Genomic DNA, 17,554 nt, shown 5'->3' on the forward strand with positions numbered 1-17,554 from the left:
TGCCCATTGCCAGGACGCGCAAGGGACGCTGCGTACTTTCAGTCTGCGCACGAGCCCGATGTGCAAAACGCTGCCGATCTTCGACCGTACGCAAGGGCGCGGACTAGCATATGAGGCTTGGAAATCAAGCTGTGGAGCGCAGCAAGCGCAGGTTTCCGCTGGAAATGCAGGACTTGTCGCGCCGATCAGCCGCGTTCGGCCTCAAGGCGGTTGATGATGCGGGTGCGCGAGAACTGCCAATGTACTTCGGATATGTCCGAGGCCTTGAACGACAGGACGATCTGGTGCGAGCGGCGCGGCCCGCCCAGCCCGGCGAAATAGATCGATTCCTCGACCTCGGCCGCAACGTCCGGCGAGACGAAGACCCAGGTGTCGAGGTCAGGGCCGGTCAGCACCAGCCGGTCCTTCTGGTCGCGGAACAGCTGGACGTCGGGGTGGACGTGGAAGCGCACGGTGACGAAGTCGCGCCCGTCATTCTTGATGGCGCCGTTGGAGCCACTCAGGATGCGGTCAAAGCCCGACAGGATGTTGCCGCCCGCCGAGAGCGTAACTTCGCGTTCGTGGTGCAGGCCGAAGCGATGGGCGTAGCCGTCGTGGCGGGCGACGAAGCCCTGGATACCCGTCTTGTCGATGCGCTGGCACGGCACCGCTTTCGGGCCGCCGACGAGCGGACTGCCGACCAGGCCTCTCAGGCGCTGCGAATGGGCGAAGCTGGCCGATGAGGTGTCGTTGATGGTGACGGTCGAGTGCGCGGCGGTGGCGCGTGCAAGCGGCCGCAGTTCAGCGATGCCGTAGGTGTCGACGCCCGAGTTGACGATGTAGTGCTGGCGGCCCGACGACATCTCGAACGACAGGCAGCCGGCATGCGCGTTCGAGGAGACGTCGAGGGGCGGCGCCGTGCCGGTGTCGGCGATGACAGTGGTGCCGCCCATCGACAGCCGTTCGTAGCCGGAATGGGTGGCATGCAATGGCGGCGCGCCGCCGGTGTCGTCGTGGCGCAGGATGGCGGCGATGCGGTCGTGGATGGTCGCGCCCATGCCGTTGAAGCGGGCCAGGCTGCCGTCCTGATGGCGGAAGAAGCGCAGCGCCGGCAGCATGCGCTCGACGGCATTGATCAACGCCAAAGGCGGCTGCTCGGCCTGGTTGGCATAGGTGTGGCGCAGCGGCAAAAGGTCGGCGAGGATTTCCAGAACCGACAACGGGTTGCGCGAGATGTGGCCGCCGTCAGGCAGGATCTGGCGGTCGAGTTCGTCGGCGAGATTGCGCGTGGCCGAGCGCAGCGCTGTCGCGGGAACGGGCAAGGACAACGCTGCAAAGGACAAGGCTATGCGCGCGCGCAGACGGTCCTTACCGTCGGGCATCTCCTTGGCGACCGAGCGGAGGTAGCGGATCTGCATCGCCAGCGAGCGCAGGAAGGCGCGGTAGAAGGAAAATTCCGCACCCTGCAGCACGACAGACGAGTGCTGCAGCCATGCAATGATGCGCTTGGCAGTGGTTGCCGGCTCCCACGCGATACCCGAGATACGGTTGCCGTGCATCGCGATCCAGTCGGACACCAGCGCGCGGGCATTGGCCGAGGCGAGCTCGGTGCCCGCGGCGCGCATATGGCGCAGCCAGCGGAAGCCGTGCAGGCTGCGCTGCCAGCCGCGGTTGGGCACGTCGACGAGGAATGGCGATTGTCCGCCGGTCTCTACCAGATGTCCCGACAGCGGGAAGCGGCCGTAGTAGATTTCGAGCGCGATCTGCGGGTCGGCGAGGCGCAGATCCGGCGGGGCGATCAGCACGCGTTCGGGCGTGCGGCCGGAGTAGCGCCAACGATAGATCGGCCCGGCGCGCAGGCGCCGGCGCGTCTTGCGCCAAAACTCCTTGGCGACGAGCGCCCAAAGGCGCGTCGTGCTGTCCGCCGCGAGAGACAATTTTCCTCCTGAACCACCCATGCCCGGGGCCAAACTAAGTGGTTTCAGACGCCGGCGCGAGAGTGAATTTTGGGTTAACAACCGCTGGATGAATTAGGCTGGGCTTTCAAGCCACGCGGCACAACCGTGCAGCGAAGAAACCGTCGAGGCCGGAGATGGCGGGGTTGCCCAGGTCGAGGCCGGCCGGCGTGGTGCGCAGGAAGCCATCGGCCGTGACGAACTCGTCGATCCCTGCGACCTCGCCAGGGCGAACAGGATCGAGCTCGACCTTGCCCTTGTGGTCGGCCAGGAAGGCTGCGACGAGCGCTTCGCCTTCCTCCGGGTCGAGCGAGCAATTGGAAAAGACGATCCGGCCGCCCGGCTTGACCAGTTTCACCGCTCCGTCGAGGAGCTTGCGCTGGACGCCTGCGAGCTTGGAGATGTCGGCTGGCTGCTTGGTCCACAGCACGTCCGGATGGCGGCGCACAGTTCCGGTCGACGAGCACGGCGCATCGAGCAGCACGGCGTCGAAAAGCTCCGCCGGCTCGTAGGTCAAAAGGTCGGCATTGACCGTTTCGGCCTGGAGGCCGAGACGCTCGAGATTGACCGACAGGCGCGCCAGGCGGTTCTTCGACGCTTCCACTGCAACGACATTCGCGCCGGCCAGAACCAGCTGGGCTGTCTTGCCGCCGGGCGCGGCACACAGGTCGGCGACGCGCTTGCCCTCGATGTCGCCGAACAGCCTGGCCGGCAATGCGGCGGCTGCGTCCTGCACCCACCATGCGCCGTCGGCGTAGCCGGGCAGTTCGGCAACCGGCCCGGACAGCTTTTCAATGCGCACGGCGCCGGTGGGCAAAACGATGCCGTCCAGTTCCCCTGCCCACTTTTCGGGATCGGACTTGACGGTGAAGTCGACAGGGGATTCCAGGCGATGCGCGGCGAGGATGTTGCCTGCCTGCTCCGCTCCGTAGGCTGTGGTCAGCCTTTCGACGAACCATTCGGGTGCGTCGGCGGTTTCGGCAAGCATCGCTGGCAGCTCGGCGTCCTTGGCGCGGACAAGGGTGCGCAGCACGCCGTTGACCAGGCCGGAGAAGCGCACCGTGCGCGGGTCGGATTTGGCGTGTGTCACGGCGAGGTCGACGGCGGCGCTGTCTGGGACGTCGAGGAACAGGATCTGCGCGGCGGCGACGTTCAGGATGTGGGAAAGGGCCGTGGCGTTGGCCGGCAGCGGTTTTTCCAGGCGACGCGAGAGCAGCTTGCCGATGGTGACACGGTGGCGAAGCGCGGTTGCAAGAATGGCGCGGACGAGGCCGCGGTCGCGCATGTCGAGCGCACGGAATTGCGGGTGGCCGTGCTCATGGTCGGTCAGGCCGTCGAGCGGGGTGCGCGCGTCGATGGTGGCGGCAAGCAGGCGCGCCGCCGCCATGCGTGCGGCAAGGCCGGGCGCGTTCGGTGCATCCGGCCTGTTCAGTGACTTGTTGCCAGGGCGTTGGCGATTTGGCTGGCGGCCGCGCTGCTCGCCGTTCACGACCACGGGCCTTTCGGCCCGGAGGGATTGCGGCCCCATGGCCCGGATTGGCTGGGCTTTTCGGGCTGCTGCTGGGGCTGTGCCGGACGACCTCCCCACGGACCTTCGCCTGAAGGTGCCGACTGTTGCGGAGCTTGTCGCTGCGCCTGTCGCTGGGCCGGGACACCTTCATTCGCCATCGCCTGAAGTGCGGCGATGCGGTTTTCGGTGTTGGGGTGGGTCGAGAAAAGATTGTCCATGCGCTCGCCGGAAAGGGGATTGATGATGAAGAGCGGCGCCATGGCAGGATTGCGCTCCGCTTCGGGATTGTGGATGCGTTTGACGTTGCGGGCGATCTTGTCAAGGGCGGAGGCGAGCCAAAGCGGATTACCGCAGATTTCGGCGCCGCGACGGTCGGCCGAATATTCGCGCGTCCGGCTGATCGCCATCTGCACAAGCATGGCGGCGAATGGAGCGACGATCATCGCCACCAGCACGCCGATGAAGCCTAGCGGATTGTTGTTGTCGCGGTTGCCGCCGAAGAACAGCGCGAAGTTTCCGAGCATCGAGATCGCTCCGGCGAGGGTCGCGGTGATGGTCATGATCAGCGTGTCGCGGTTCTGCACGTGGGCGAGTTCGTGTGCCATGACGGCAGCCACTTCCTCGTGGCTGAGGCGCTGCAACAGTCCGGTGGTGGCCGCAACGGCGGCGTTTTCCGGGTTGCGGCCGGTGGCGAAGGCATTCGGCTGCGGGTTGTCGATCAGATAGACCTTGGGCATCGGCAGGCCGGCATTGGCGGCGAGCCCGCGCACGATGGCGTAATATTCGGGCGTATTGCGTTCGTCGACCTCGACGGCATGGTTCATGCGCAGAACCATCTTGTCGGCGTTCCAGTAGCTGAACAGGTTCATGCCGGCGGCGATCAGGAAGGCGATGGTCATGCCGCTCGAGCCGCCGATCAGATAGCCAACGCCCATGAACAGCGCCGTCATGGTCGCCAGAAGCATCGCCGTCCGCATCATGTTCATCGTCCGCTCCGTCCTTTTCCGCCGGCATCAGGGTCGATCCTGGCTGCGCGCTTCGCTATATGATGGGAAAGACCCGTGTTTGTTTCAATCATTTCCGAGGATTTCGATGAGCGAGGCCAAGCCAGAGAGCGCGCCGGAAGAGCCGGCGCCGAAACAGCTCACCCCGGCGGCACAGCGCGCGCTTGCCGAGGCCGAGGCGCGCCGTGCGGCCTACAAGGCGGAAGAAGCCAAGCTGCCGCGTGAAATCGGCGGGCGCGGCGGCAAGGAACCCGGTCGCTACGGCGACTGGGAGATCAAGGGACTGACCAGCGACTTCTGATTGTCGATCCGCTGCGCGGCGAAAACGACGTGCAAAGCTGCCGATGGCCTGCACCCGATCAAGACCGGCTCCGATTTACGCTGGCGCTGCCAAATGCGGCGGAACCGAAGCGTGTATCATTCGTTTTCTTTCGCCTATTGCGCAAGGGGGATGATTCATGACCAATTCGACCATGACGAATTCGACGTTCCTGGCTGTCATGGTGGCGGCCATTTTTGTTGCTACCCAGGTCGGGGCGCAGACGAAAGAGCCGCCCATCCCGCCGGAAGATGCGATGAAGCTGTCCGACATCATCGGGAAGATCCAGCAGCGCGACCAGTTCCGCTATGTTTCCGAAGTGGAATGGGACAGCGAGGGCTATTACGACATCGTCTACTACACGACGGACAAGGCCAAGGTTGAGATCAAGATAGACCCGGTGACCGGCGAGCCGCGCCTCTGACCACCGCAGCATTGCACGATCAATGAAATAGGAATAAATCCCTTGCAATGAGGATTCGCAAGGTATCTACGTTCGCGCTTTTCGCTGTCGCCGCAGTGACCGCGCTGCCTTCCGAGGCGAAACGCCGCCAAGCTTTCGCCGGGCCGGTCAGCGCCGTCGTCGTCGAGGTGATCGACGGCGATACTTTCCTTGCCGATGCCGATATCTGGCCGGGGCAGACCCTGAGGGTGAACATCCGCATTCGCGGCATCGACGCGCCCGAGATGAAAAGCCGTTGTCCGGCCGAGCGCAGTGCCGCCGTCAGGGCGCGCGAGGCGCTGGCGCAACTGATGTCTGGCGGCGCGGTCTCCCTCTCCAACATCGGCGGTGCCAAGTATTACGGCCGCGTGCTTGCCGACGTCCGAATCGGAAATGGCGCGGCAGTCGGCGATGCAATGCTCGACGAAGGCCTGGTGCGTCGCTATGGCGGCGGCAAGCGAGACAGCTGGTGCGGCTGACCCGTTCTGGCACAGGCCGCCGCGTGCCGGAATGAGACGCAGGGTCGGGCAGGGTAACTGAACCGTTAACGTATCGCCCGTTTTTCCCCGTCGTTCAGCTTTTGTTTACCAAGAAGCCGACGGTTATCTATTAAGATCAACAGGTTGAAGCAAATACGGGCCAGCCTGTCGCTGGCCTGCCTTCAATGGCCGAATTCCTGCAATGCCCCTGCCAAAGGCATATTGGCGGCGGGGGATCGAATGCGGGAACTTGAGAAGCTGGCGGCGGCGGCAAGGCGGCTTGTAGCGGACCGTCGTGGCAACTTCGCCATCCTGGGCGGGCTCACGGCTTCGGCGGTCGCGCTTGCTGCTGGCTTCGGCGTCAACATCGCGCAGCTCCACAACGTCAAGTCCGGCCTTTCCAACGCTGTCGACGCGGCGGTCATTTCTACCGCCCGCGATCTCACCACCGGCGTCATCAGCACCAAAGATGCAGACAATGTCGTGAGAGCCTTCCTTGAAGCAAACGCCACGAGCCTGCTCGCGCCGGGCGAGAAGGTGGTGCTGGGCAAGGTGACGGTCGATCGGCTTGCCGGCACCGTCGAGGCGACCGCCCATATCGACGTCAACGTGTTCTTCCCGCTTTTCGGCACCGCCGACCGCCAGCGTGTCACGGCGACCACCGCTTCGCTCTATTCGGACAAGGACATCGAGGTGGCGATGATGCTCGACGTCACCGGCTCGATGGAGGGACAAAAGATCAAGGATCTCAGGGCAGCGGCGAAGAACGCGGTGGACCGATTGCTCGAAAATCCGCGTACGCGCGTGGCGTTGGTGCCGTACGCCGAGTCCGTGAATGTCGGCGTGCTCGCTGAAAAGACGGTCTTCGTTGAAAAGTCAGGCGGGCGTGACCTGCCGCTGCCTGACGATGCGACGCCCAGGGAAATCTCGAACAACACGGGCAGGCAGACGGACAATTGCGCAAGCGAACGCAAGACCCCGAACCTGGAGGCGGATTACACCGACGATGGCCCGGCGACGAAACGGGTGGCGCCGGACGGCCGGATCTATCCCGCCAAGATCAACCGGGACGATCGCGTCGGAAGCTGCCCGGTGGCCAGTGTGGTGCCGCTTACCTCGGATGCCGGCAAGCTCGGCAAGGCGATCGAAAAATTTTCCGCAAGGGGCGTCACCGCCGGAGCCATCGGCGTCCAGTGGGCCTACTACATGCTGTCTGAAAAGTGGCGCGCTGCCATCAAGGAGGCCAAGCTGGGTGACGGGCCGGCGGACATGGATCCCAGCAAGGTTGTCAAGGTGGCTATCCTCATGACCGACGGACAGTTCAACAAGGCTTTCGCCGGGACCACATCCGATGGCGCCGCCTCCCGGCGTCATGCGGAAGGACTGTGCAAGTCCATGAAGGACAACGGCATCGAGATTTTCGCCATCGGTTTCGACCTGAACGATGCGGGCATGTCGAAGACTGAACGAGAGCAGGCCAAGGCCGTGCTCAAGAATTGCTCGTCGCCCGACAGGTCATCCATCAAGCATTACTACGAGGCATCGACGGGTCCAGAGCTTGATGCCGCGTATCGCTCGATCATCGAAAGCACCGAGATCCTCTACCTGACAATGTGAGCGACCAAACCAAAAAGGCCGCCCTTCTTGCGAAGGAGCGGCCTTTCCGTGTTTCCGTCCATGGCGCGGCTCAGTGGCAGTGACCTAGATCACCTGCCGCGCATCTCGCGCCTTAACGGGAAGACTGCTTCCCGAAAGGGCAATCCGCTGAGGCCACGTTCAGGATAACGAAATCACTCGACATCGGATCACCTCCTTTCAGTTCGTTGAACACGAATGACAAGGTGGTGTGTTTTCGCCGGTTGTGCAAGTGCCTGGAAAGCACAGCCCAGATCCATGTTTCAGGCGGATCATCCCCCGCTCCGGTGTGCGGGGGATGAAATGGCTCAGCCGCGCTTGTTCTGGCGGTTGGCGACGAGATCGTCGACGACGGCCGGATCGGCAAGCGTCGAGGTGTCGCCGAGCGCGCCAAAATCGTCCTCCGCGATCTTGCGCAGGATGCGGCGCATGATCTTGCCCGAGCGCGTCTTGGGCAGGCCCGGCGAGAACTGGATCTTGTCGGGCGAGGCGATGGCGCCGATCTCCTTGCGGACGTGGGCGACGAGTTCCTTGCGCAGGTCTTCGGTTGCCTCGACGCCGGCCATCAGCGTGACGTAGCTGTAGATGCCCTGGCCCTTGATGTCGTGCGGGTAGCCGACGACGGCGGCCTCCGAGACCTTGTCGTGGCTGACCAGCGCCGACTCGACTTCCGCCGTGCCCATGCGGTGGCCCGACACGTTGATGACGTCGTCGACGCGGCCGGTGATCCAGTAGTAGCCATCGGCATCGCGGCGGCAGCCGTCGCCGGTGAAGTACTTGCCCTTGTAGGTCGAGAAATAGGTCTGGATGAAGCGCTCGTGGTCGCCATAGACCGTGCGCATCTGGCCCGGCCAGGATTCCGCGATGCAGAGATTGCCGTCGGCAGCGCCCTCAAGCAGCTTGCCTTCGTTGTCGACCAGCTCGGGAACCACGCCGAAGAACGGCCGCGTCGCCGAACCCGGCTTGAGGTCGGTCGCGCCGGGCAGGGGGGTGATCAGGATGCCGCCGGTCTCGGTCTGCCACCAGGTGTCGACGATCGGCACCTTCTTCTCGCCGACGACGTTGTAGTACCACTCCCAGGCCTCCGGATTGATCGGCTCGCCGACCGAACCCAGAACGCGCAGGCTCTTGCGCGAGGTCTTGTTCACATGGTCGTCACCGGCGCCCATCAGGGCGCGGATGGCGGTGGGGGCGGTGTAGAAGATGTTGACCTTGTGCTTGTCGACGACGTCCCAAAAGCGCGAGGCGGACGGATAGTTCGGCACGCCCTCGAACATCAGCGTGGTCGCGCCATTGGCGAGCGGTCCGTAGACGATGTAGCTGTGGCCGGTGACCCAGCCGACATCGGCCGTGCACCAGTAGATGTCGCCGTCATGGTAGTCGAAGACATACTGGTGGGTCATCGAGGCGTAGACGAGATAGCCGCCGGTGGTGTGCAGCACGCCCTTCGGCTTGCCGGTCGAACCTGAGGTGTAGAGGATGAACAGCGGGTCTTCCGCCTTCATCTTCTCGGGCTTGCATTCGGCTTTCACCGAGCGGACCTCGTCGTGGTACCAGTGGTCGCGGCCCGGCGCCCAGCCGATCTTGCCGCCGGTGCGGCGCACCACCAGCACGTCCTTGACCATGACATGATGCTTGGCGGCGATGTCGATCGCCTTGTCGGTGTTTTCCTTGAGCGGTATCGCCTTGCCGCCGCGCAGACCTTCGTCGGCGGTGATCACGAAGGTCGATTCGCAGTCGACGATGCGGCCGGCCAGCGCGTCGGGCGAGAAGCCGCCGAAGACGATCGAATGGATCGCGCCGATGCGGGTGCAGGCGAGCATCGCATAGGCAGCTTCCGGAATCATCGGCATGTAGATGGTGACGCGGTCGCCCTTCTTGACGCCGTGCTTCTTCATCACATTGGCGAGGCGGCAGACGTGCTCGTAGAGCTCGTTATAGGTGATCTTCTTGTCGTCGTAGGGGTTGTCGCCTTCCCAGATGATGGCGGTCTGGTTGCCGCGCTTCTTCAGGTGGCGGTCGATGCAGTTGTAAGAGACGTTGGTCAGTCCGTCCTCGTACCACTTGATCGACACCTTGCCGTCGAAGGAGGTGTTCTTGACCTTGGTGTAGGGCTTGAACCAGTCGATGCGCTTGCCGTGCTTGCCCCAGAACTTGTCTGGGTTCTTGACGCTCTCGCCATACCATTTCAGGTAGGTGTCGTTGTCGATGAGCGCATTCTTCTTCCACGCCGGCTGGACGCGGTGGACACGGACTTCGGACATTTCTTTCCCTTCCTCCCGGAAACGATCCGGCGGCTCCTCACTGGCGCCGAATGGCGACCTTGGGGCCGCACGTTCGCGGGCATTATTATCAATTCAGGCCGCGCCACAATATTAGACATTGGATTTGCTTCACGTCATTCCGTAGCGGCAAATCGACGCCGCCATCTGGCGATCAGCAGTCACGCCCAGCGGCTGCTAAAGCGCTGATATCTTGGAACTTATGAGGGTCGCGCGCCGTTGTTTTATGAGACGGTTAACGATCGAGGCGCAGAATCTCGATGTGGAGGACCGTTCGACACGGAAGGCTTGCGATGCGCGATGCTTCTGAACTGGAACTGATGCTCAAGGGCTACGGCCTGACCACGGCAGAGATACTCTACCACATGCCCGACCATCCGCATGTGCTGCAGACATTCATCTGGCAGGACTACGATATCGCGCCGAAGTTCCCGATCCTGTTCGGCTTCATCGCGTTCTGGCGGGCCAAGCTCGAGGGCCCGCTGCATTCGGTGCATTATACTCACCGCAAGCTGATCGCTCCCAATGAGTGGCGCAAGGTCGACGGCGAGTTCCTGGTCCACTAACGGTTAACCCTACGCGCCATGGCAGCGGGCCGGGCATGGCGTGTGCGCGTCGTTGGTGTAGGCTGCGGGCGGGGATTTCCTTGGCGAGAAGCGACCATGCCTGCGGCCAATGACGCCTGGGTTTTGATCTTTTCCGACGGAACCGGCCAGCGCGGGGTGCGCGCCGACGAGGTCGAGCAGGTCGGCGACCAGCTGTTCAAGAACACCAACGTGTTCCAGATGTATGCGGCCATCGACGGGCGGCCGGGCATCAGGGCGTTCTACGACCCCGGCCTCGGTGCGCCGGAAGAAGGCGAGTGGGACTGGACGCGAACGCTGCGCAATTTGTGGAGCAAGGCGACCGGCTGGGGTATCACCGCCAACATCGTCGATTGCTACGAAGCCCTGATGCTCGAATGGCAGCCGGGCATGAGGATCGGCTTCTTCGGTTTCAGCCGTGGCGCGTATACCGTGCGCTGCCTCGGCGGCGTGCTGTCGACCTGCGGCATTGCCGTGACGGACAAGGGCGCGCCCATCTCGCAAGACAAGGCCGGGGCAGGTGCGAAGCGGCGGCGGGTCATCGCCGAGGAGGCGGTCAAGGCCTACAAGATCAAGGACAAGCCCGAGCGCCAGAAGGCGGGTGCGGACTTCACTGCCAGACATGGCGCGGCGCGCGTCATGCCCGATGTCGTCGGCGTGTTCGACACCGTTCGCGCGCTTGGGCTGCCGGGGATCATGAACGTGGCGAACCCTTATCGCCACGAGTTCCACGACAACGAGCTGTCGGTGCGCGTGCCGGTCGGGCTGCACGCACTGTCGGTGGACGAGAACCGAAAGGCGTTTGCGCTGGTGCCATGGGAGGAGCCCGATGCCGATGCACGGGTGTCAGGCCAGGTCATCGAGCAATGCTGGTTTCCGGGAGTTCATTCCGACGTCGGTGGCGGCTATGCCGATGACGACAACCTCGCCAAGCTGAGCCTTGGCTGGATGATCGAGCGGTTGCGCAGCCTGTCCGGCCTCGATTTTCCTATCGCCATCGATCCGGAAGGCAAGGTGCTTGGCGAGGCGCATGACGAGCGGACCGGGCTCGGCGTGTTCTGGCTGCCCGGGCTGCGCGCGATCAAGGGCGCGTCGATCGATGTCGACCGGCTTTGCGCCGACATAGAGCAGCGCTTTGACCGGTACAGGCCGTCCTACCGGCCGCTGCCGCTGAGCCGGCATCCGCGCGTGCGGCGCTATTTTTGACCCCTGCGCCGGGTCTGGCACAAATCAAATACCGGGCGGCGATGCCTGGGGCGATTGCCCGCCGGGCGCTGGAGGGGTATTGCCGCTGTAGCGCATCGTCGATCAACCTGTCGGAGGGACGGTGCCCGTTTCAAAGTGGTCGAGCGCATTTGCGTCGGTGTGACGCGCCGCGCTCTGAAGCTTCCGCCGGACCCTTATGGGTGGCGGGTTAGAGGAGAAATGCCATGAACTTGAAGTCCTTTGCGGTAACGCTCGCCGCGTCGATCGCGTTCGTTTCGGCGGCGCACGCCGACATCACCATCGGCCTCGTCGCTCCGCTCACCGGCCCGGTGGCGGCTTATGGCGCCCAGGTCAAGAACGGCGCCCAGGCGGCCGTCGACGCCATCAACGAAAAGGGCGGCATCCTTGGTGAGAAGATCATCCTGAAGCTCGCCGACGACGCGGGCGATCCCAAGCAGGGCGTTTCGGCGGCCAATCTGCTGGTCGGCGAGAGCGTGCAGTATGTCGTTGGCCCGGTCACGTCGGGCGTTGCGATCCCGGCTTCGGACGTGTTTGCCGAAAACGGCATCCTGATGGTGACGCCGACCGCGACCGCGCCGGACCTCACCACCCGCGGCCTGACCAACGTGCTGCGCACCTGCGGCCGCGACGACCAGCAGGCCGAAGTGGCCGCTGCCTATGTGCTCAAGAACATGAAGGACAAGCGCGTCGCGGTGATCGACGACAAGGGCACATACGGCAAGGGCCTGGCCGACGCCTTCAAGGCGGCGATCAACGCCGGCGGCCTGCAGGAAGTGCAGCGGAATTCGCTGACCCCGGGCGAGAAGGACCTCTCGGCCCTGATCACGCGCCTGAAGGCCGACAATGTCGATGTGATCTACTTCGGCGGCTATCACCCCGAGGGCGGCCTTCTGGCGCGCCAGCTGAAGGATGGCGGCGTCAACGCCGTGATCATCGGCGGCGAAGGCCTGTCGAACACCGAGTTCTGGGCAATCGGCAACGAGGCAGCTGCCGGCACGCTGTTCACCAACGCGTCCGACGCGCTGAAGAACCCGGCATCCGCCGATGCGGTGAAGATCCTCGAGGGCAAGGGCATTCCGCCGGAAGCCTTCACGCTCAACGCCTATGCCGCGGTGGAAGTGCTCAAGGCCGGCATCGAGAAGGCCGGCAAGGCCGACGACACCGCAGCGGTTGCCGCGGCGCTGAAGTCGGGCGAGCCGATCGCAACCGCCATCGGCAACCTGACCTATGGCGAGAGCGGCGACCTGACTTCGCCGAGCTTCTCGCTGTTCAAGTGGGAAGGCGGCAAGATCGTCGCGGCCGAGTAGGCCAGGCGAAACCTTTCGAAAGGGCCGGGGCGAAGGCTCCGGCTCTTTTTGCTTGCGCCTGTGAATAATTGGACCACCCTCGGACAGGGACTGCACGCTTACAGCGTCCAGGGGTTCAGCAGTGGAAGGCCGATGCCTTCGAAATCGGCCACGTTTCGCGTCACAAGAACCAGATCGTGAACCAGCGATGTGGCGGCAATGAGTGTATCGGCACTGCCTCTTGTCCGGCCAGCAGTCAACCGGCCCCAAGCCAGCGCGATTTCTTCTGTTATCGGGAGAATTCGATCCGCGTTTTCATGACGCAGTTCGTGCAACCAAAGCTCCAACGGCTTCGCCCGCTCGGCGTCCTGCTGCCGTCGCTTGACGATGCCACGTTCGATTTCGCCGATGGTGATTACGCTCAAGTTGACCGAATACGCGTCGATGGAGGCAAGCCAATCCGTGGGTTTGGGCAGGCGTCTTTGGACGTCGGAGACAATGTTTGTATCAAGTAGATACATATCATAACTCGATATCGCGGATCATCGAGTCCGGGCGGCGCTCGACCTCTGCCGCAAACTCTTCATCCCAAACGGGACCGGACAGTAGGTATTCTGCAAGCGTTTTCCGTTTGCCCACCAGCTTCTCGTATTGTTCGGCTGAGAGCACGACAACCGCCGGTTCACCGCGCACGGTGACCGTCTGCGGCCCTTCCTTCCGGGCGCGCTGGACCAGCTTGGAAAAATTGTTCTTGGCGTCCTGCAGATGCCAGTTCATCGTCGTCACCTGGCTAGCTTGGCTAGCCAGAATATAGTGGAGAACGACGTTCCACTCAACTGTGCTGTGGTGACGGCACCTCTAGCGGCTGCCGAAAATCGCCGAGCCGACGCGGACGCTGGTGGCGCCGAAGGCGACCGCAAGTTCATAGTCGCCGGACATGCCCATCGAGAGCTTTTCGACGCCGGCCTCGCGCGCCAGTTTCGCCAGCAGGGCGAAGTGCGGCCCGGGGTTTTCATCGACCGGGGGAATGCACATCAGGCCCTCGATGGCGAGGCCGTGGATCTCGCGGCAATGCTTGACGAAGGCGACGGCTTCGCGCGGTCCGATGCCTGCCTTCTGCTCTTCCGAACCGGTGTTGACCTGCACATAGAGCCTCGTGGCGCGGCCCTGGCGTTCGATTTCCCTGGCGAGCTCGGCGGCGATCTTGTCGCGGTCGACCGTCTCGATGACGTCGAACAGCGCAACCGCTTCCTTGGCCTTGTTGGACTGCAGCGGGCCGATGAGGTGGAGTTCGATGTCCGGAAACTCGGCCTTCAACTGAGGCCACTTGCCCTGTGCTTCCTGGACGCGGTTTTCGCCGAAGACACGCTGGCCGGCCTCGATCACAGGCCGGATGTGCTCGGCGTCGAAGGTTTTCGAAACGGCGACCAGCGTCACGGCCCCGACCGGCCTGTTGGTTTCCTGCTCGGCGGCACCTATCTTCTGCTTCACCAGCGCTAGCTGTTCGAGCGAACTTTCCATACCATGGCCCTGCTGCATTTTGCCCGGCTCCGGCACGCCGGAGTTGACGGGTCCGGGAATCCATGATGAACACCCGGCAACGATTTCCTGAACCGCGGGTTTTCGCCCCGGTCCATGCACGCTTTTAAGTGAAAAACATCCGATGGCAACCGAACGATACAATCCGCGCGCGTCCGAACCCAAATGGCAGAAGGCCTGGGCCGAGGCAAAGCTCTTCGAAACTGAGAACGACGATCCGCGGCCGAAGTACTACGTGCTGGAGATGTTCCCCTATCCTTCGGGACGTATCCATATGGGTCACGTCCGCAACTACACGATGGGCGACGTCGTGGCGCGCTATCGCCGCGCGCTCGGCTGCAACGTTCTGCACCCGATGGGCTGGGACGCGTTCGGCATGCCGGCCGAAAACGCCGCGATGCAAAACAAGGTCCATCCCAAGGAATGGACCTACCAGAACATCGCCACCATGCGCACGCAGCTGAAGTCGATGGGCCTGTCGCTGGACTGGAGCCGCGAGTTCGCGACGTGCGACGTCGACTACTACCACCGCCAGCAGATGCTGTTCATCGACTTCGTCGAGAAGGGCCTGGTGACGCGCAAGTCGTCGAAGGTCAACTGGGACCCCGAGGACATGACCGTGCTTGCCAACGAGCAGGTCATCGACGGGCGCGGCTGGCGCTCGGGTGCGCTGGTCGAACAGCGCGAGCTGACGCAGTGGTTCTTCAAGATCACCGATTTTGCGCAGGACCTGTCGGATGCGCTGGACGGACTCGACGAGTGGCCAGAGAAGGTCAAGCTGATGCAGCGCAACTGGATCGGCCGCTCGGAAGGGCTGCTGATCCGCTGGCCGCTGGCTGCCGGCACCGCACCATCGGGCGACAGCGAGCTGGAAATCTACACGACGCGTCCGGACACCATCTTCGGCGCCTCGTTCATGGCGATCTCGGCCGATCATCCGCTGGCCAAGAAGGCTGCCGAAAACAAGCCCGAGCTCGCCGCTTTCATGGAAGACGTGCGCCGCATGGGCACGTCGGTGGCCGCGCTCGAGACCGCCGAGAAGAAGGGAATGGACACCGGCATCCGCGTCGTTCATCCGTTCGACCCGAGCTGGACCCTGCCGGTCTATGTCGCGAATTTCGTGCTGATGGATTATGGCACGGGCGCCATCTTCGGCTGCCCGTCGGGCGACCAGCGCGATCTCGACTTCGCCAACAAGTATGGCCTGCCGGTGGTGCCGGTGGTGATGCCGGAAGGCGGCGATGCCGCGACCTTCCAGGTCACCGAGGAGGCCTTTACCGACGACGGCGTGATGATCAATTCGCGCTTCCTCGACGGCATGAAGCCGAAGGATGCGTTCAACGACGTCGCCAATCGCCTTGAGCAGATCTCGATCGGCAACCGGCCGATGGGCGAGCGCAAGGTACAGTTCCGTCTTCGCGACTGGGGCATTTCGCGCCAGCGCTACTGGGGCTGCCCGATCCCCATGATCCACTGCGACGATTGCGGCGTGGTGGCGGTGCGGAAGGCCGACCTGCCGGTCAGGCTGCCCGATGATGTCGAGTTCGACCGTCCGGGCAATCCGCTCGACCGTCATCCGACCTGGCGCCACGTCAATTGCCCGAAATGCGGCAAGGCGGCGCGCCGCGAAACCGACACGATGGACACGTTCGTCGATTCGTCGTGGTATTTCGCGCGCTTCACCGCTCCGTGGGAGAACGAGCCGACCGATCCGAAGGCTGCCAACGAATGGCTGCCGGTCGACCAGTATATCGGCGGCATCGAGCACGCGATCCTGCACCTGCTCTATTCGCGCTTCTTCACCCGGGCGATGCGCGAAGCCGGCCACCTGAACATCGCCGAGCCGTTCAAGGGCCTTTTCACGCAAGGCATGGTCGTGCACGAGACCTACAAGGGTCCGAACGGCTGGGTGACGCCCGTCGAGATCAAGATCGAGGACGTCGATGGCAAGCGCCGCGCTTCGCTGCTCTCTGACGGTACGCCCATCGAGATCGGCTCGATCGAGAAGATGTCGAAGTCGAAGAAGAACGTGGTCGACCCCGACGACATCATCGCCAGCTACGGCGCCGACACGGCGCGCTGGTTCATGCTGTCGGATTCGCCGCCCGAGCGCGACGTCATCTGGACGGAAGCCGGCGTCGAAGGCGCGCACCGCTTCGTGCAGCGTGTCTGGCGCCTGATCTCCGAATCGGCTGACCTGCTGGCCAAGGCCGAACCGAAGGCAGCGCACGACGGCGATGCCGCTGCGGTTTCAAAGGCCGCGCACAAGGCGCTGAAGGCCGTTGGCGAAGACATCGGCAAGCTCGCCTTCAACAAGGCTGTTGCGCGCATCTACGAACTCAGCAATACGCTGCAGGCCCCTCTGGCCGACGCGGCCGCCGGCAAGGCGTCCGCCGACATGGTTTCGGCGCTGCGCGAGGCGGTCGACATCCTGATCGTGATGATCGCGCCGATGATGCCGCACCTTGCGGAAGAGTGCTGGGTGGCGATCAGTGGTCAGGGAATGGTCGCCGACAGGCCATGGCCGAAATTCGATCCGGCGCTGATCGTCGACAATGAAATCACCTACCCGGTGCAGATCAACGGCAAGAAGCGCGCGGATTTGACAATTGCCCGCGACGCAGATCAATTGACCGTCGAAAAAGCGGCGCTGGCGCTGGAAGCAGTGCAGAAGGCGCTGGATGGCAAGAGCCCGCGCAAGGTGATTGTTGTGCCGCAGAGGATCGTCAATGTCGTTGCCTAAGGCGCGGAAGTCTGCGGATACATTGCGTTTTGCTGCCGGACTGGCCTTGCTTGGCGCCGTTGCACTGGTCTCGGCCTGTACTGTCCGTCCGCTCTATTCGGACGGGCCTGCCGGCGCCGGTATCGAATCCGGCACGGCGGCGCAGCTGGCAGCGATCAACATCAAGCCGGTCGACACGCGCTATGCGCAGGAAGTGCGCAACCACCTGATCTTCCTGTTCAACAGCGGAGCAGGGCAGCAGGCGGCGGCACCCTACGTCATGAACCTCAAGGTCAATCGTTCCAATGAGGCGACGCTGCTGGCCCAGGTGACAAGTGTCGACGACGAGCCGACGGCCGGCACGATGACGCTGACCGCGACCTACGTCATCACCGACATCAAGACCGGCAAGAACATCACGGCGGGCAAGCGCAGCATCTCGTCGTCCTATGACCGTCCGCGCCAGGAGTTCGCCCGGCTTCGCGCCGAGCGCGACGCCGAAAACCGCGCGGCGCGCGAGCTCGCCGACCTGCTCAGGCTGGCCATCGCGCAGGACATCTCCAAGGGCTGAGGCAGCGCGCATGGGCAGGT

16 protein-coding genes are annotated in these 17,554 nt (G+C 63.6%); 9 read left to right on the forward strand and 7 right to left on the reverse strand.

Features of this window, described 5'->3' with window-relative positions; genetic code table 11:
* Positions 1-185: 185 nt before the first annotated feature.
* From PCJ21_RS13815 to htpX, 3 genes are all read right to left on the reverse strand, one after another.
* Entirely contained in the window at positions 186-1,916 is a 1,731-nt protein-coding gene (locus tag PCJ21_RS13815) for a heparinase II/III family protein (protein WP_269931988.1), read from the reverse strand.
* Positions 1,917-2,022: 106 nt separating this feature from the next.
* A complete protein-coding gene (locus PCJ21_RS13820; protein ID WP_442866013.1) occupies positions 2,023-3,462 on the reverse strand; it encodes an RsmB/NOP family class I SAM-dependent RNA methyltransferase in 1,440 nt (479 codons plus the stop codon).
* Positions 3,420-4,430: a zinc metalloprotease HtpX gene (gene htpX / locus PCJ21_RS13825; protein WP_269931990.1), complete on the reverse strand. Its 1,011-nt coding sequence runs from the start codon at positions 4,428-4,430 to the stop codon at positions 3,420-3,422. The genes PCJ21_RS13820 and htpX overlap by 43 nt, the downstream gene beginning before the upstream one ends.
* A gap of 106 nt (positions 4,431-4,536) precedes the next feature.
* Here htpX and PCJ21_RS13830 point away from each other — a divergent pair, with 106 nt between their 5' ends.
* The 4 genes from PCJ21_RS13830 (at position 4,537) to PCJ21_RS13845 (ending at position 7,305) form a co-directional block, all read left to right on the forward strand.
* On the forward strand, positions 4,537-4,749 hold the full coding sequence (locus tag PCJ21_RS13830) for a DUF1674 domain-containing protein (protein ID WP_269931991.1): 213 nt from the start codon (positions 4,537-4,539) through the stop codon (positions 4,747-4,749).
* A gap of 157 nt (positions 4,750-4,906) precedes the next feature.
* Positions 4,907-5,191: a PepSY domain-containing protein gene (locus PCJ21_RS13835; RefSeq protein ID WP_442866014.1), complete on the forward strand. Its 285-nt coding sequence runs from the start codon at positions 4,907-4,909 to the stop codon at positions 5,189-5,191.
* A 47-nt stretch (positions 5,192-5,238) separates the two neighbouring features.
* Positions 5,239-5,688 (forward strand): thermonuclease family protein, encoded by a 450-nt coding sequence (locus tag PCJ21_RS13840; RefSeq protein ID WP_269931992.1) that lies wholly within the window; start codon positions 5,239-5,241, stop codon positions 5,686-5,688.
* 240 nt (positions 5,689-5,928) lie between these two features.
* Entirely contained in the window at positions 5,929-7,305 is a 1,377-nt protein-coding gene (locus tag PCJ21_RS13845) for a pilus assembly protein (protein ID WP_269931993.1), read from the forward strand.
* Positions 7,306-7,631: 326 nt separating this feature from the next.
* Here PCJ21_RS13845 and acs read toward each other — a convergent pair whose 3' ends face one another.
* A complete protein-coding gene (gene acs, locus PCJ21_RS13850; protein WP_269931994.1) occupies positions 7,632-9,587 on the reverse strand; it encodes an acetate--CoA ligase in 1,956 nt (651 codons plus the stop codon).
* A 311-nt stretch (positions 9,588-9,898) separates the two neighbouring features.
* Here acs and PCJ21_RS13855 point away from each other — a divergent pair, with 311 nt between their 5' ends.
* From PCJ21_RS13855 to PCJ21_RS13865, 3 genes are all read left to right on the forward strand, one after another.
* On the forward strand, positions 9,899-10,171 hold the full coding sequence (locus PCJ21_RS13855; protein WP_269931995.1) for an usg protein: 273 nt from the start codon (positions 9,899-9,901) through the stop codon (positions 10,169-10,171).
* A gap of 96 nt (positions 10,172-10,267) precedes the next feature.
* Positions 10,268-11,395 (forward strand): DUF2235 domain-containing protein, encoded by a 1,128-nt coding sequence (locus PCJ21_RS13860; RefSeq protein ID WP_269931996.1) that lies wholly within the window; start codon positions 10,268-10,270, stop codon positions 11,393-11,395.
* Between the two features lie 224 nt (positions 11,396-11,619).
* On the forward strand, positions 11,620-12,723 hold the full coding sequence (locus PCJ21_RS13865) for a branched-chain amino acid ABC transporter substrate-binding protein (protein WP_269931997.1): 1,104 nt from the start codon (positions 11,620-11,622) through the stop codon (positions 12,721-12,723).
* Between the two features lie 98 nt (positions 12,724-12,821).
* On the opposite strand, the gene PCJ21_RS13870 is transcribed toward PCJ21_RS13865, so the two are convergent.
* The 3 genes from PCJ21_RS13870 to PCJ21_RS13880 form a co-directional block, all read right to left on the reverse strand.
* The gene (locus PCJ21_RS13870) at positions 12,822-13,223 is read right to left on the reverse strand and encodes a type II toxin-antitoxin system VapC family toxin (protein WP_269931998.1); all 402 of its coding nucleotides are present in this window, start codon (positions 13,221-13,223) and stop codon (positions 12,822-12,824) included.
* Between the two features lies 1 nt (position 13,224).
* Entirely contained in the window at positions 13,225-13,479 is a 255-nt protein-coding gene (locus PCJ21_RS13875; RefSeq protein WP_269931999.1) for a type II toxin-antitoxin system Phd/YefM family antitoxin, read from the reverse strand.
* An 81-nt stretch (positions 13,480-13,560) separates the two neighbouring features.
* On the reverse strand, positions 13,561-14,223 hold the full coding sequence (locus PCJ21_RS13880; RefSeq protein WP_269932054.1) for a YggS family pyridoxal phosphate-dependent enzyme: 663 nt from the start codon (positions 14,221-14,223) through the stop codon (positions 13,561-13,563).
* A 142-nt stretch (positions 14,224-14,365) separates the two neighbouring features.
* Here PCJ21_RS13880 and leuS point away from each other — a divergent pair, with 142 nt between their 5' ends.
* Positions 14,366-16,984 (forward strand): leucine--tRNA ligase, encoded by a 2,619-nt coding sequence (gene leuS / locus PCJ21_RS13885; RefSeq protein WP_269932000.1) that lies wholly within the window; start codon positions 14,366-14,368, stop codon positions 16,982-16,984.
* Entirely contained in the window at positions 16,971-17,534 is a 564-nt protein-coding gene (gene lptE / locus PCJ21_RS13890; RefSeq protein WP_269932001.1) for an LPS assembly lipoprotein LptE, read from the forward strand. Before leuS ends, lptE begins: the two co-directional genes overlap by 14 nt.
* Positions 17,535-17,554 lie beyond the last annotated feature (20 nt).

The organism is Aminobacter sp. HY435 (assembly GCF_027568395.1).
In the GTDB taxonomy this organism is placed as follows: Bacteria; Pseudomonadota; Alphaproteobacteria; order Rhizobiales; family Rhizobiaceae; genus Aminobacter.

Excerpts from the sequence above, each read along its gene's own strand:
- PCJ21_RS13820 (WP_442866013.1), bottom strand. The coding sequence starts at position 3,462 with ATGGGGCCGCAATCCCTCCGGGCCGAAAGGCCCGTGGTCGTGAACGGC.
- htpX (WP_269931990.1), bottom strand. The coding sequence starts at position 4,430 with ATGAACATGATGCGGACGGCGATGCTTCTGGCGACCATGACGGCGCTG.
- PCJ21_RS13830 (WP_269931991.1), top strand. The coding sequence starts at position 4,537 with ATGAGCGAGGCCAAGCCAGAGAGCGCGCCGGAAGAGCCGGCGCCGAAA.
- PCJ21_RS13835 (WP_442866014.1), top strand. The coding sequence starts at position 4,907 with ATGACCAATTCGACCATGACGAATTCGACGTTCCTGGCTGTCATGGTG.
- PCJ21_RS13840 (WP_269931992.1), top strand. The coding sequence starts at position 5,239 with ATGAGGATTCGCAAGGTATCTACGTTCGCGCTTTTCGCTGTCGCCGCA.
- PCJ21_RS13845 (WP_269931993.1), top strand. The coding sequence starts at position 5,929 with ATGCGGGAACTTGAGAAGCTGGCGGCGGCGGCAAGGCGGCTTGTAGCG.
- acs (WP_269931994.1), bottom strand. The coding sequence starts at position 9,587 with ATGTCCGAAGTCCGTGTCCACCGCGTCCAGCCGGCGTGGAAGAAGAAT.
- PCJ21_RS13855 (WP_269931995.1), top strand. The coding sequence starts at position 9,899 with ATGCGCGATGCTTCTGAACTGGAACTGATGCTCAAGGGCTACGGCCTG.
- PCJ21_RS13860 (WP_269931996.1), top strand. The coding sequence starts at position 10,268 with ATGCCTGCGGCCAATGACGCCTGGGTTTTGATCTTTTCCGACGGAACC.
- PCJ21_RS13865 (WP_269931997.1), top strand. The coding sequence starts at position 11,620 with ATGAACTTGAAGTCCTTTGCGGTAACGCTCGCCGCGTCGATCGCGTTC.
- PCJ21_RS13870 (WP_269931998.1), bottom strand. The coding sequence starts at position 13,223 with ATGTATCTACTTGATACAAACATTGTCTCCGACGTCCAAAGACGCCTG.
- PCJ21_RS13875 (WP_269931999.1), bottom strand. The coding sequence starts at position 13,479 with ATGAACTGGCATCTGCAGGACGCCAAGAACAATTTTTCCAAGCTGGTC.
- PCJ21_RS13880 (WP_269932054.1), bottom strand. The coding sequence starts at position 14,223 with ATGGAAAGTTCGCTCGAACAGCTAGCGCTGGTGAAGCAGAAGATAGGT.
- leuS (WP_269932000.1), top strand. The coding sequence starts at position 14,366 with ATGGCAACCGAACGATACAATCCGCGCGCGTCCGAACCCAAATGGCAG.
- lptE (WP_269932001.1), top strand. The coding sequence starts at position 16,971 with ATGTCGTTGCCTAAGGCGCGGAAGTCTGCGGATACATTGCGTTTTGCT.